This window comes from Chitinophaga sp. CC14 (assembly GCF_048957795.1).
In the GTDB taxonomy this organism is placed as follows: Bacteria; Bacteroidota; Bacteroidia; order Chitinophagales; family Chitinophagaceae; genus Chitinophaga; species Chitinophaga ginsengisegetis.
On sequence record NZ_JARBFY010000003.1, the window covers coordinates 2,344,637 to 2,358,846 of the forward strand.

Annotated in this window: 10 protein-coding genes; 8 read left to right on the forward strand and 2 right to left on the reverse strand. The window is 45.4% G+C overall.

Annotated features, from left to right (window positions below):
- Positions 1–362: 362 nt before the first annotated feature.
- The 7 genes from PV783_RS19360 to PV783_RS19390 are packed head-to-tail and all read left to right on the forward strand — an operon-like array spanning position 363 to position 7,873.
- The gene (locus PV783_RS19360) at positions 363–755 is read left to right on the forward strand and encodes a response regulator (protein WP_420989222.1); all 393 of its coding nucleotides are present in this window, start codon (positions 363–365) and stop codon (positions 753–755) included.
- A gap of 41 nt (positions 756–796) precedes the next feature.
- Complete coding sequence (locus tag PV783_RS19365; RefSeq protein ID WP_200817178.1) at positions 797–1,948, forward strand: sugar transferase; 1,152 nt, start codon at positions 797–799, stop codon at positions 1,946–1,948.
- Positions 1,948–3,156 carry a glycosyltransferase gene (locus PV783_RS19370; protein WP_079467417.1) on the forward strand — a complete coding sequence of 403 codons (1,209 nt, stop codon included), beginning with the start codon at positions 1,948–1,950 and terminating at the stop codon, positions 3,154–3,156. Before PV783_RS19365 ends, PV783_RS19370 begins: the two co-directional genes overlap by 1 nt.
- Positions 3,140–4,063, forward strand: a complete 924-nt coding sequence (locus PV783_RS19375; RefSeq protein ID WP_420989223.1) for a glycosyltransferase family 2 protein — start codon at positions 3,140–3,142, stop codon at positions 4,061–4,063. Before PV783_RS19370 ends, PV783_RS19375 begins: the two co-directional genes overlap by 17 nt.
- Positions 4,051–5,952 carry an asparagine synthase (glutamine-hydrolyzing) gene (gene asnB / locus PV783_RS19380; RefSeq protein WP_420989224.1) on the forward strand — a complete coding sequence of 634 codons (1,902 nt, stop codon included), beginning with the start codon at positions 4,051–4,053 and terminating at the stop codon, positions 5,950–5,952. Before PV783_RS19375 ends, asnB begins: the two co-directional genes overlap by 13 nt.
- A gap of 1 nt (position 5,953) precedes the next feature.
- Positions 5,954–7,081, forward strand: a complete 1,128-nt coding sequence (locus tag PV783_RS19385; RefSeq protein WP_420989225.1) for a glycosyltransferase family 4 protein — start codon at positions 5,954–5,956, stop codon at positions 7,079–7,081.
- A gap of 21 nt (positions 7,082–7,102) precedes the next feature.
- The gene (locus tag PV783_RS19390; protein WP_420989226.1) at positions 7,103–7,873 is read left to right on the forward strand and encodes a class I SAM-dependent methyltransferase; all 771 of its coding nucleotides are present in this window, start codon (positions 7,103–7,105) and stop codon (positions 7,871–7,873) included.
- A 61-nt stretch (positions 7,874–7,934) separates the two neighbouring features.
- Here the strand turns inward: PV783_RS19390 and PV783_RS19395 are convergent, their stop codons facing one another.
- Together PV783_RS19395 and PV783_RS19400 are read right to left on the reverse strand one after the other, a co-directional pair.
- Positions 7,935–8,780, reverse strand: coding sequence for a beta-1,6-N-acetylglucosaminyltransferase (locus PV783_RS19395; RefSeq protein ID WP_420989227.1), 846 nt, complete (start codon positions 8,778–8,780; stop codon positions 7,935–7,937).
- Between the two features lie 10 nt (positions 8,781–8,790).
- Positions 8,791–10,131: a lipopolysaccharide biosynthesis protein gene (locus PV783_RS19400; protein ID WP_420989228.1), complete on the reverse strand. Its 1,341-nt coding sequence runs from the start codon at positions 10,129–10,131 to the stop codon at positions 8,791–8,793.
- 477 nt (positions 10,132–10,608) lie between these two features.
- Here PV783_RS19400 and PV783_RS19405 point away from each other — a divergent pair.
- Positions 10,609–14,210 (forward strand): PKD domain-containing protein (locus PV783_RS19405; RefSeq protein WP_420989229.1); only part of this gene is annotated, 3,602 nt, incomplete at its 3' end.

Sequence of the window (14,210 nt, forward strand, 5' to 3'; positions counted from 1 at the left end):
CATACGCAATTGTATTTTTATATTAGATCGTTGTTTCATATCGTTTTATTGACATCATTCCGACCGTTTACAGTAAAAATTGCAACACTTACCCACCAAATTAAGTCGTTTACCAAAAAAAGTATCTATGATATCCTGAAAATAATACTTTTGCTTCATGTTCATCAGATAACGGATCTGGTAACGAACAACAAAAATGTAAAAACCATCTTTCCTCTCTCATATCCCCATGTTAAAACCGCAGAAGGTATCTTACCTGACTAATAATTGACCACATCCCATCAAAGGCCTTCGGGAGCTTGCATAATTTTTTGCGTGTCCCATATTAACGGTTTTAATAATTGTTTGTAAAGAAGGTATAAATGAAAAAGAAAATTTTAATAATCGATGATAGTATGCCGATGCGTTATTTGCTGGAGGCAGTTTTAGGAAAAGAATATTCGGTGGTTTCCGCACAGGACGGGCTGGTAGCTATTACCTGGCTGCTGAAAGGAAACAAAGCGGATCTGATTATCACCGACCTGCAGATGCCCAATATAGACGGCTGGGAACTGCTGGATTATCTGTCAGGCAGCTATCTCTACCAGGATACACCGGTAGTGGTGCTTTCAGGATTCTATGCCGACAAGATAAATGATCTTTCAACAAAATATAATAGTGTGAGAGAAGTGCTGCAAAAGCCCTTCGACCCGATGCAATTGTTAAACAAAGTAGATTATATACTGGAGAAACAATTGAGTGCTGCTACTGTATAAATGTTATTGTCACCTACGAATACACTACTAATTTTTAACCGATGGATACCTTTACTCACAACTTACTGCAGGTAGAAAGCATCAGAGGAGTCGATACCGGTAAAAGCTCCCTGCTTTACAAACTACCGGACGCTGAAAGTATTTTGCTTTTTGTTGGTGCCCCGCATAAGGGAATGCTGACTGAAAACAACCAGTTCAGAAGCATAGTGACAGAGAACGTAGAGGATGCGCAAAAAGTGATCAGCCAGTTGCAGCACGTTTTTAAGAAAGTGCCTGCAGCCATTATTTACCGGTTCGACAGTGCCTATGAATCGGCGCTTTCAGAATGGGAGGCCTATTTTAAAACACACCAGTTTCTTTGCTCCATTCCTTTTTTCGTATACACAGAAAAAGGATTTGATGAACTGAAATCACTGGTGACCAGGCATTCCTTTATAGATGATATCATCACAATGGACGCATGGCATGTACTGGGTAACAAAATCGCCATCGTGAGCAAGTTTAAACGCATGCGCACGTTCCCGGTATATAAAAGCAGCAGCCTCCGCACCCGGTTATACAACCGTAAGTTCTACAGTAATTTCCTGAAACGTACCCTCGATGTAGCATTGGCCGGCGGCGGTTTAATATTGCTGAGCCCCGTATTGCTGGCTATCGCGGTACTGATCAGGATGGAATCCAAAGGCCCCGTGTTTTATGCCGCCAAACGTGCCGGCAGAAATTACCGCGTCTTCAAATTCTATAAGTTCCGTACAATGGTGCCTGATGCGGATAAGCAGCTGGATAAAATTAAACACCTGAATCAGTACGACGGACAAACGGACGGCCCTGTTTTTATAAAAGTATCCAACGATCCGCGGGTAACCAAACTCGGCAGCTTCCTCCGTAACACCAGCCTGGATGAAATTCCGCAACTGCTGAATGTGCTGAAAGGAGATATGTCGCTGGTGGGTAACCGTCCTTTGCCTTTATATGAAGCTACCACGCTCACTACAGACGAATGGGTGGAAAGATTCCTTGCTCCGGCCGGTATAACAGGTTTATGGCAGGTTAGCAAAAGAGGAAAGAAAGATATGTCGGTGAAAGAAAGGATCGACCTGGATATTAATTATGCCCATAAACGCTCGCTCAGGTATGATATGTGGCTGATGGCAAGTACGCCATTCGCGCTTGTACAAAAAGATAATGTATAATGATAACAATTATAGAAGTAATACTGTTTGTTTACCTGGCCGGTTGTGTATTGTACAATCTGTTGTTAGCCATAGCCGGTCGTTTGAGCCGGAAAAAGAAAATTGCATATGAGGAAACTGTTAACTATGCGAGGATTGCAATCCTCATCCCGGCATATAAGGAAGACAGTATTATTTTATCTACTGTAAATAGTTATAACCGCCTGCGTTATCCATTAAAGCAGTTTGAAGTAGTGGTAATTGCGGATTCACTCCAGCCACGGACGATGGAAGAGCTGGCAGCAACAGGGGTGAATGTGATAGCCGTTAAGTTTGATAAAAGTACCAAAGCTAAATCGCTGAATACCGCTTTTGAAAGGTTGGGAGATAATTATGACCTGGCCCTTATCTGTGATGCAGATAATATGCTGGAAGCAGATTTTCTTTTGAAGATCAATCACGCTTATCAGCAGGGACACTACGCCATCCAGGGACAAAGAGTCGCCAAAAATCTGAACACTCCTTTTGCCATCCTGGATGCAGCCAATGAAATCATCGCCAATCACCTTTACCGCAAAGGCGCCAATGCACTTGGATTGTCTTCTTCGGTAATTGGTTCCGGTATGGCTTTTCACTACCCGCTCATCAAACAGATCCTTAGTGAAATACAGGCTACCGGTGGATTTGATAAAGTACTGCAATTGCTGGTGATCTCAAAAGGACACAGCATTTTATACCTGGAAGACGCCTACGTGTATGATGAAAAGATTACGCATGCGGCGGTGTTTGAAAATCAGCGGAAGCGCTGGATGTCCAGTCAGCTGGTATACCTGCGCACATTCTGGAGTAAAGGATGGTCGGCTTTATTCAAAGGCGATATCAATTACTTCAACCTTGCTGTGTGCCAGAACGCACTGTTGCCGCGGATGCTGCTATTGGCGGCATTAACGGTTTGCACAGCACTGGCCTTCCTGCTGGAACGTTTTATACCCGTTTCTGTTTACTGGTGGATAGCGTTGTTTATACTGAATATACTTAGTCTTTTGTTGCCTATTCCGGGGAAGTTCTTTACAAAATATCTTTTTACCGCTGTGCTTACCTTACCACGCGCTGTCGGCATCATGATATTATTGTTATTCCGCCTGAAAGGCGCCGATAAAACTTTTATACATACTACTCATACCCAAACAGGTATTGATAATCCTTTATTAGATGCAGCCAGAAAGTAATACATATTATCCACTGGTATCGATTATAACTGTTAATTATAACAATGCTAAGGTAACGGTGGAACTCATGGCCTCCCTTAACAGGATCAGCTATCCCAACCTGGAGATCATTGTAGTGGATAACGCCTCTGCAGAAAGTCCGGTTGCAGCGATAAAGGATGAGTACCCGTCTGCTATTGTTATCGAAAGCAAAAGTAACCTGGGTTTTGCAGGAGGAAATAATCTCGGTATCAAAGCCGCCACCGGTGAATATCTTTTCCTGGTGAATAATGATACAGAATTTACCGAAGGACTGATAGAAGGCCTGCTGGAAGTATTTGCCAAACACCCGGATGCCGGTGTGGTAAGCCCCAAGTTCCATTATTTTTTTCAGAAAGGAACAATAGAGTATGCCGGGTATAAAGCCGTGGATACACTCACCGGGAGAAACAGTATGATTGGTTGCCGGGAAGAAGATAAGGGTCAGTACGATACCATATCAGAAACGCATTACGCACACGGTGGTGCCATGATGGTATCAGCCCGCGCCCTCGCAAAGGTGGGCCTGATGCCGGAAGTATATTTTCTGTATTATGAAGAATTCGACTGGTGCGAACAATTCAAACGCCAGGGATATAAAATATACTATCAGTACAAATCGCTGATCTATCACAAGGAGTCCATGACCACCGGTAAGAACAGCCCGTTGAAAACGTATTATATTACACGTAACAGGATATTATTCATGCGCCGGAACGTAAAGCTTCCTGCCAGGATGTTTTTCATGCTTTATTTTATTTTTCTCACCATTCCCAAAAATACCGTTCAGTTTTTATTAAAAAGGGAATCGGTTCATATGAATGCATTCTGGAAGGGAATTTTCTGGAATCTTAAACACCCTAAACCAGATAATATATGTGTGGCATAGCAGGGTTTATTGATTTTACCCAAAAATCAGACGCAGACATCCTGCGTAGCATGACAGATGTGATGGCACACCGCGGGCCAAATGACGCCGGCTATGAAGTGTACGAACATCCACAGGCTTCCGTTGGCCTCGGTCAGCGGCGTTTATCGATCCTGGATCTTTCGAAGTCAGGACACCAGCCAATGCACTATGAACAGTATTCCATTATCTTCAATGGAGAGGTATATAACTTTAAAGAGATCCGCACCGAGCTGGAAAAGCTGGGTCACCACTTTCATTCCGGTGCAGATACAGAAGTGTTGCTGAAAGGCTATGCACAATGGAAGGAAAAGATCCTGGATAAATGCATCGGCATGTTTGCCTTTGTTATTTATGACCGCACCTCAGAGGAAGTAACGCTGTTCCGCGACCGCGCCGGTGTTAAGCCTTTATACTATTACTGGCATAACCGCACCCTGCTTTTTGCCTCAGAGTTAAAAGGAATTTGTGAACACCCGGCTTTCCGGAAAGAAATTGATGAGAAGAGTTTGTCGCTGTTCCTCCAGTACAGCTACATTCCGGCGCCGTACACTATTTACAGGAATACCCATAAGCTGAAACCTGGGCATCTCCTGAAGTTATCGCTCCGGGATGCTTCAATCCGGGAAGTCCAATACTGGAATGTACTGGATGCCTATCGTCAGCCGCTTACCGGGTTGTCTGAACACGATGTGATTAAGCATACGGAAGAACTGATGCACAGCGCCTACGGTTACCGTATGGTATCTGATGTGCCGGTGGGAGTTTTCTTAAGCGGAGGATACGATAGCGCCAGCGTTGCGGCACTGTTGCAGTCCGATACTTCCAGTCGCATCAAAACCTTCACCATTGGCTACAAAGAGCCGCAGTGGGACGAATCAAAGGAAGCGAAGAAAATCGCGATGCACCTGGGTACGGAACACCACGAATGGATAGTAGGTCCCAACGAAGCAAAAGAGGTACTGCATCATTTACCGGAAATATATGATGAACCATTTGCAGATAATTCTACCGTGCCTACTACGCTGGTCAGCAGGTTTGCCAGCAAGGAAGTAAAAGTAGTACTCTCTGCTGATGGGGGAGACGAGGTGTTTGCCGGGTATAACAAGTTTAACCAGTCGCTCCGTTATACAGGAAGTTTTCCAAAACCTATACAGCGTACGCTCAGCGCTGCGATGTCTGTGGTATCACCGGAAATTATCCCTTACTTTAACAAGCAATATAATTTTGCTTCCCGGTACGAAAAAATGAAACTGATATGGGCCAGCGGTAAGCCGCAACATGCGCTAAAATATATCAGCCAGTATCTCACAGAAAACGAAGTAAACTATTATACCGCAGTTCCCGCAGATGGTTATAAAACCAACTTCGATATGAACGGGGAGCTGGATAATATGAATGATCCGCTGAACAGGTTGCTGGCGGTGGATTATAAAACTTTCCTGGTAGATAACAACCTGGTAAAGGTAGACAGGGCCACCATGTCGGTGAGTATTGAAGGACGGGAACCTATGCTGGACCACCGTTTGGTGGAATTCCTTGCTAAAGTGCCCGCCAGCCTGAAAGTAAAAGATGGCATCAATAAGTATATACTGAAAACTATTGTACATAAGTATATCCCCAAAACCTTAATGGAACGTCCGAAAAGACCTTTCATTGCTCCTTTGCAGGAATGGTTTAAAGATGAGTTGAAAGAGCAGATGCAATATTATCTTTCGGGTGAGCGCCTCGCCAAATCAGGACTTTTCAATGTACCTCACGTAGAAGGTTTATTGGAAACTTATTTGTCGGGTGGCAAGGTGAGTCATCAGAAACTATGGAATATGCTGGTTTTCCAGTTATGGTATAGCCGCTGGATTGAAAAATTGTAACATGGGCAAAACAAATGGTAGAACACGGGTACTTGAAACCATCCGCCAGGGTAAAATTGGCGGGGGAGAGAGTCACGTACTGGACCTGGTGGCCTCGCTGGATAAATCCGCATTTGATCCCATCGTGCTTTCTTTTACAGAAGGCCCAATGATAACGGCTTTACAGAAAATGGATATTCCTGTGTTTGTGATCGAAAGTGAGAAAGCTTTTGATATCAGCGTCTGGAAAAAAGTAAAAAAATTCATGCAGGACCAACGGATAGATATTGTGCATGTGCATGGTACCCGGGCAAACACAAATGTGTTGTGGGCTGCACGCCGCCTGGGTTTACCGGTGGTATATACTATTCATGGCTGGTCTTTTCATGACGGATTACATCCGCTGGCTAAACGCCTGCGCATTGCCGCTGAAAAATTTATTACAGGTAAAACACAGGTAAATATCTGCGTGTCGGAATCCAACCGGCAAACCGGCATCAAAGCGTTTAAGGACTTTACCGGTATCGTGGTACGAAACGGTGTAAACCTGCAGAAGTTCAACCCGGACCAGCAATACCCGGATCTGCGGGCGGAATATGGCATCCCGGAAAATAAGCTCCTGATCTGCTTTATTGCACGCATGACCTATCAGAAGGACCCGGTGTGTATGGTAAAGGGTTTTGCAGCTGCGTTGCAACAGGCGCCGGAACTGCATTTGCTGATGATAGGAGACGGGGAGCTGATGGCTGCCGCGGTAAATGCAGCTGCTGAAGCAGGCGTGGAAGAGCAGGTAACATTTGCAGGCTTCCGCCAGGATGTACCCGCGGTGCTTCACGCAGGAGACATTTATTGTTTGCCCTCTTTATGGGAAGGCTTCCCCATCGGGGTACTGGAAGCTATGGCAATGGGGAAAGCCGTTATTGCCAGCGATGTAGACGGTACAAAAGAAGCAGTGAAAGATGGCGAGAACGGGCTGCTGGTGCCATCTGGCAATCCTGCAGCATTGGGTGCTGCCATTGTGAGAGTGGCAAAAGATCATACATTGAGGACTACTTTGCAGAATAATGCTAAAGCTGCCATTGCAGCGAATTTCAACGTGGCTGGTATGACGGAGAAAATTGCGGCGGTATATCAACAGCTTTGTAAATAATAACATTTTATCAATTTCAATATGACAAAAACCGTAATCACCTACGAATATGATCGGATCACCGATATAAAAAGACTCAATTTTATAACGGATAGTCTGAAGAGTAATATTCCCGATGGAGGCCGGGTATTGGATGTAGGATGTGGTAATGGTGTTATCAGCCGGCATCTCGGGCAGTTTGGCTATGAAGTGCTGGGGATAGATATCAGTGAGAAAACCATTGCTGTTGCCCAGCAGCGCAATACGTATCCCAACGTAAAGTTTGCGGCCATCAGCGCGGAAGCGCTTACTGCCCAGGGCGAAACCTATGATGCTGTAATATGCAGCGAAGTACTGGAGCACCTGGATCATCCGCAACTGCTGCTGAACACGATCCACGCATCATTGAAAGACGATGGCCTGCTGGTAGTAACCGTTCCAAATGGTAACGGCCCCAGGGAATTGTGTGTAACAAGACCCATGCTCAAAGCACGCAACAACCCGGTTTTGTGGAAGAACATTAATAAAGTAAAAAGTGCGCTTGGGTTTAAAGGAACTACCGCACAATCCCAGGCAGATAACCTGGATCACGTACAGTTTTTTACGCGTAAAGACTTACAGGACCTGGCGCAGGCCAGCGATTTCAAAATAGTGCGGTTTGCGAAAACGAATTTTGTAGAAGATGTATTTCCTTTTTCCCTGCTTACAAAGCGACTTAAATTCCTGCAAACGCTCGATTGCCAGGTGGCAGAAATATTGCCTTACAATTTTACCGGTGGCTTTAACACCTTATGGAGAAAAAGTGCCGGTTGATTTTTGAATGTTGGTACAAAAAAGAAGAAGGCTGCTCACGGTGACCAGCCTTCTCTTTTTTTTATCGGCGGTTAGCCGCCGCATCTATCTTATCCAGTAGCTCGGGCGTTTTATCCATATCAAACTTGCGGGCCAGTAATTTGCCGGATTGCAGTATAGCAAAAAGGTCGGTCATGGCAAATGTTTTAGGATGCGCATGTCCTTCGGACCAGTCGATATACCGCTGATAGTTATTCTGCACACTGTTTTTAAAAGGCCCGTTCATGATAACGGTCTGGAAAATAAATTCATCTCCTCCCCAGGTATATTTGTAAAAGCGCTCCAGTTCAGGGTGATCCTTGATGTAATGCAGGCACCACTCGGCGCATTCCTGTGTGAGGCTCCACCAGAGGGATCCTCCATACACTTCCAGGTTCAGCGGGTGGCGTCTTTGAGGTAATATTTTGTTGATCCACGCAGTGATCCTGTATTTCCCCGGCAGCCGCAGATCTTCAAAATGATAAGAGGTGATTTTGGGCATCATCTTCTTCAGTTCTTCAGCAGGAAGCAGATCCAGGAATTGTTGTCCTGCATGATCGTTGAAAAAATCATAGTACACATTCATATCTGTAAGCGGATAATCCTGGGCACTGATGAGATGAATAAATCCATACCGGTTACCCGAACCGGCAATAAATTCAATTCCATTCAATGCTGCCTGTATAGTTCCATATCCCGCCCAGGTAACATTTACCCGTTTCTCAATAAAATATACCTGCGGCATATTCATCGCCTCCTGCCAGTCGTTGATATCACATTTGGCGTCGAGGTGTATATAGCAATCAATAGCAGGATGTTGCAGCCTGTTCAGCAACCGGCATAGTTGCGCCGGATTTTTATGACTCAGTATAATAAAAGCGAGTTTCATAAACTGAAGATTATTTATACTGTAAACGGAACAGTTTTATTTTTGACAATAACATTTTGCATTCAAGCCAGCCATAACGCCATATGCTTTTCAGGTTCACCGCGGGAAGATAACGCCGCAGGAAGATATATCCGAAGATTACCGCAAATAAAAGATTCAGGGAAGAAGCGATAGCTACCGCGCGGATATCTGCAAAAAGTAATACCAGTACAACATCCAGCACAATATTCAGTATCAGTTTGATAAGATTTTTGTAGAAATTAATCAGCGGTTTATTGATCATATCCAGGGTAACCCCTATAAACCGGTCGATAGGATAGAGGATAGCCGAAAACAGGAATATCCGTACAATGTCTGTAGCCGGCAAATAAGCCTTTGCGGCGAGTAAAAGAATCAGGGGTTTGGTAAATAAAAGCAGTCCGATCACAAAAGGAAGAATCAGAATTGTAACGGTTCCGGTGTACCGGCAAAAGGCACGCGATACTTCTTTCCAGTCGTTCCGGTTGGCAGCCGCAGAAATAGTAGGTTGCGAAGTAGCCACAAAACTTCTCAATATAATTTCAATCACCTCCATGAATTTCTGCGGAATGCTGTAAACCGCTACAGCAGCCGGATTAAGCATTGTTCTGAGTACCAGGTTATCGGAGTAATTCAAAAAGGCAGAAGACACCATACTGCCTACTATCAACCGTCCGTAATGATACAATTCTATCGCCTGGGCCTTTGTTCTGGCAGCCATCGTAGTTAAGGCGGTCCACCGGAATATCATGCAGTAAATACTGGTGATCAGCAGCGACAGCGAATAAGTATACAACACGTTGTGCAATGTTACCTGTTTCATAAAGAACAGGGCGCCGAGCAAAACCAGGAAGGACCCGTTCTGGAGCATACGTATCTGCACAATTTTATCAAACCTGTGCGCTGCCTGCAACACCCAGGTGGCAAAGTTAAAAGGCAGCGAAAATAAAGTCATTACTCCGAGCCAGCCCAGGAAGAAGTGCCACGTGGCGCTGAAATAGGGATAGGCAATCGCATATACCAAAAAGGAAAGCACGATAAAAGAAAAGGTGAGCAACAGGGAAATATACCAGGCAGCTCCTGTTACCTGCCTGCTGACAGCAATATCTGTTCCTGCGCTGAACTTGATAATGCCGGATTGCAGCATGGCGGTGCGTATCTGATCCAGGATATTATAAGTGGCCAGAAATAATACCCATTCCCCAAATGCGCTCAGGGAAAGCATTCTAACCAGTAATGCAAAGGAAAGTACGTTGAAAAAGGCCATTATTACATTTCCAAGAAGGGAATGGAAATGCCTGTTTCGGACAACAGCTAAAAGTCTAAATGCCATGAACCATTAATTACAGTCAAATTGTATGAAAAATAATGGTCTTTTACAGGATGAGGTTAAAAAAGGAGGAATATTCAATGCCCGGAATAACAAAGGTAGTTTTTTTATTTAGAATTATTAGCATCGCAATGGAGGATAGATTGAAAATAAACAAATAAATATAGATATAAAATATTTATACTTTATTTATTGTAGTGATATATGTTAATTTTTTTCATTATGTGAATTAAAAAAAAGCTTTCTTTGCAATAATAAAAACCCTTTTTCCGGGAACTTTTAAGTAATGACTATGAGGATAGACTTTTAAAACCATTGCACAAGCCATATATTTATATGATAAACCATCTGCTATTGCTAAGGCAATTTTTTTGCCGCAGTATTTATAGGCTAGGCGCTGCTATATTGTTAGTATCCTGTTTTGGATTAGTCCCTGTTTCAGGCCAGGTGCAAACGGCGCGTTCTTTCAATGATCCTTCGATGTCCAATATCAAAGGCTTCTATGAATATCTTCCCGCCGGCTATACGCCCGGAAGTGGCAAGAAATATCCCCTGATCATTTTCTTTCATGGCAACGGCGAACTGGCCAGCTATGGTTCTCCCTTATCTTCTGTGCTGAGAAATGGTCTTCCCCGGGTAATCAATGATGGTAGATTTCCCACCACCTTCACTGTAAACAATCAAACTTTTTCATTTATAGTAATATCCCCTCAGTTCAACACATGGCCGGGTTCCGGAGATGTGACGCTGTTTAAGAATTATCTTCTTACAAAATATGATATTGATCCTTCCCGCATTTATATCACAGGTTTAAGCATGGGAGGTGGATTAACATGGGGTGCACTCTGTGAAGATAAAACAAAAGCAAAAGCATTTGCAGCTGCAGCTCCGGTTTGTGGCATGTATCCACCCACTACCGCCTATGCCGGCGTAGTGGCCTCCAACAATACACCTTTATGGGTATTCCATAACGATGGCGATCCCACCGTACCTTCCGATTATTCAAAGAACTGGGTAAAATATATCAACGCCACCGTGCCGGCTCCCAATCCGCTGGCTAAATTGTCTATTTATAGTTCCACTTCACACGATGCATGGACTAAAGCCTACGACCCTGCCACAAAAGAAGATGGTAAAAATATGTATGAGTGGATGCTCCAGTACACGCAGGGAGGAGTGGTAACACCGCCACCTGTTACAGGAGGCAAGCGTATTGTAGTGCCAATGAGCAACACCGCCAACGGACGCGCAGAAATATATTATCCGGATGCCATGAAAACATTTAACGTAAGTCCCGGTGACACGTTGTGTATTCCTGCAGGAGAATATGAGTATCTGCATCTCGGTAACCTGACCGGAACAGCCGCGAAACCTATTGTTATCATCAACTGCGGCGGACAGGTAAAGCTCGGGGTAAAGAACCAGGGAACTGCAGCCGTGTTTAATGCACCCACCTGCCGGTTTGTAGAGATAAGCGGGAGCGGGGATAAAAATTATGAATTTGGTTTCGACCTGAATGGTACAAATATCAACGGCCTTAAAATATTCGGTCTTACACTGGGTGTAGGCGCTTCTGATTTTGATGTGCATAATATTTACATCCACGACGGCAACATCCTGTTACAGGCTAAAACCCTGCAAACCTGCGCCCAGCCTCAATACCTGGAAGCCAGCTTTGTAATGAAGAATGTGAAACTCCATCACATTAAATGCCGCAACTCCACCGGCGAAGGTTTCTATATCGGTAACACACACTATTACTGGACGGAAGGCACCTGTGTTGATATGAAGTCGCACTGGATTGAAAACCTCTGGGTATACGACAACGACCTGGAAAATATTGGCAGCGACGGATTACAGATCTCCATGACTAAAAATGGCGACAACCGTGTATTCAATAACCGCCTGGTAAACTACGCCACTTCAAAGAACTCCGCACATGGTTATGGAATCCTCATTGGTTCCGGCTCCGCCCTGAAAGTGTATAACAATACCATCACTACCGGCTATATGCCTGGTGTTACGGTTTTCGGCTCAGGAGTAAGCGAGATATATAACAACGTGATCTCTGATATCTTTTATGAAGGGATTAATGTGGCAGACAAGATTCCGGATAATACCACCCCGGATGTATTTCCTCCGCCTGCCGCTATTATCTATAATAACACCATCGTTAATACAGACGCAGGTAAGAATGGTATAAAAATATTTGCTTACCAGACGCCCATCGGGCACCAGGTATATAACAACCTGCTGGTGGAAACAGGAACCGCCTACGATTATCCTTCAAAGGGGATGTATATTAAAGGGGATCTGCCTATTAAATTAACTGCCAGCAATAACATCTGTTATACAGATGTAGCTTCCGCTAAATTTGTAGACGGCGCCGCGAAAAATTACCGGCTGTTATCTACTTCAACTGCAGTAAACACCGGCAGGGATATGTCTGACTTCACCCTGAAAACAGATTTCGATAATACCGCGCGGCCGCAGCAGAGTAAATATGATGTGGGCGCCTTTGAATTGAAAACCAGTACCACCTCACCGCCTGTTTCAAATGCCGGTGGCGATGTTACCATTATCTTACCAATAGATTATGTAACGCTGGATGGCGCCTCGTCTGCCGCTTCCGGTGGCAGCACCATTCAAAGCTATGTGTGGAAGAAGATCAGTGGCCCCACCGCGGGAACCATCGTGAGTCCCAATGTGGTTAAAACAAATGTAACGGGTCTCACTGCGGGAACCTACGTTTATGCTTTGACCATCACCGATGATAAAGGGCTGACTGATAGCGACAGCATCACCGTTACCGTGAAACCCGCTGCCAATAAGCCACCGGTAGCCAATGCAGGGAGCAATATCCAGGTGCAGTTACCTGTAAACAGTACTTCACTGGATGGCAGCGCCTCTACTGATGCCGACGGACAAATAACTACATGGGCCTGGGCAAAAACTGCGGGTCCTGCCGGGGGAGACCTTTCCGCCGCGAATGCAGCAAAAACAAATGTAAGCAACCTGGTAGCAGGTAACTATACCTACCGCCTCATCATCACCGATAACACAGGTGCAAAGGATACCGCCTCGGTAAACATTACCGTATTGGCAGCCGCCAATAAACCGCCGGTAGCCAATGCCGGGAAAAATATACAGATCCAGTTGCCGGTAAACACCACAGCGCTTGATGGCAGCAGTTCCGCTGACACCGATGGACAGATCGTTAGCTGGTTGTGGCAAAAAACTGCCGGTCCCGCAGGTGGCGACCTGGCAAGTGCCGGAGCAGCCAAAACCACAGTGAGTAACCTGTCTGCCGGTACATATACCTATCAGCTTACAGTCACCGACAATAGTAACGCCACCGCTACCGCCACCGTAACTGTCCTGGTACTGGCCGCAGCGCCCAATCAATCGCCGGTAGCAGACGCAGGAAATGATATAGCTATTCAGCTGCCGGTAAGCAGCGCTGCATTGGATGGCAGCGCCTCCGCTGATGCCGATGGACAAATAGTTACCTGGTTGTGGGAAAAAACTGCCGGTCCTGCTGGAGGAAACCTCTCCGCTGCCAACGCCGCAAAAACAAATGTTACCAATCTACAGGCAGGAACTTATACGTTCAGATTAACGGTAACCGATAATAACGGCGCCACCAGCACAGCTACTGTAAACATTACAGTAACAGCGGCTCCAGTTAATAATCCGCCCGTAGCGGTTGCAGGCAGCGACATACAGATTCAGCTGCCGGTAAGCAGCGCCGCCCTGGATGGCAGCGCCTCCAGCGATGCCGACGGACAAATAGTTACCTGGTTGTGGGAAAAGACCGCCGGTCCTGCCGGGGGCAATCTTTCCGCCGCCAATGCCGCGAAAACAAATGTAACCAACCTGCAGGCAGGAACTTATACGTTCCGGTTAACAGTAACCGATAACAACGGCGCCACCAGCAACGCTTCCGTAAACATTACGGTAACAGCAGCCGCCGTTAATAAGCCACCCGTGGCTGTTGTAGGCAGTGACATACAGATTCAGCTGCCGGTAAGCAGCGCCGCCCTGGATGGCAGCGCCTCCAGCGATGCCGACGGACAAATAGT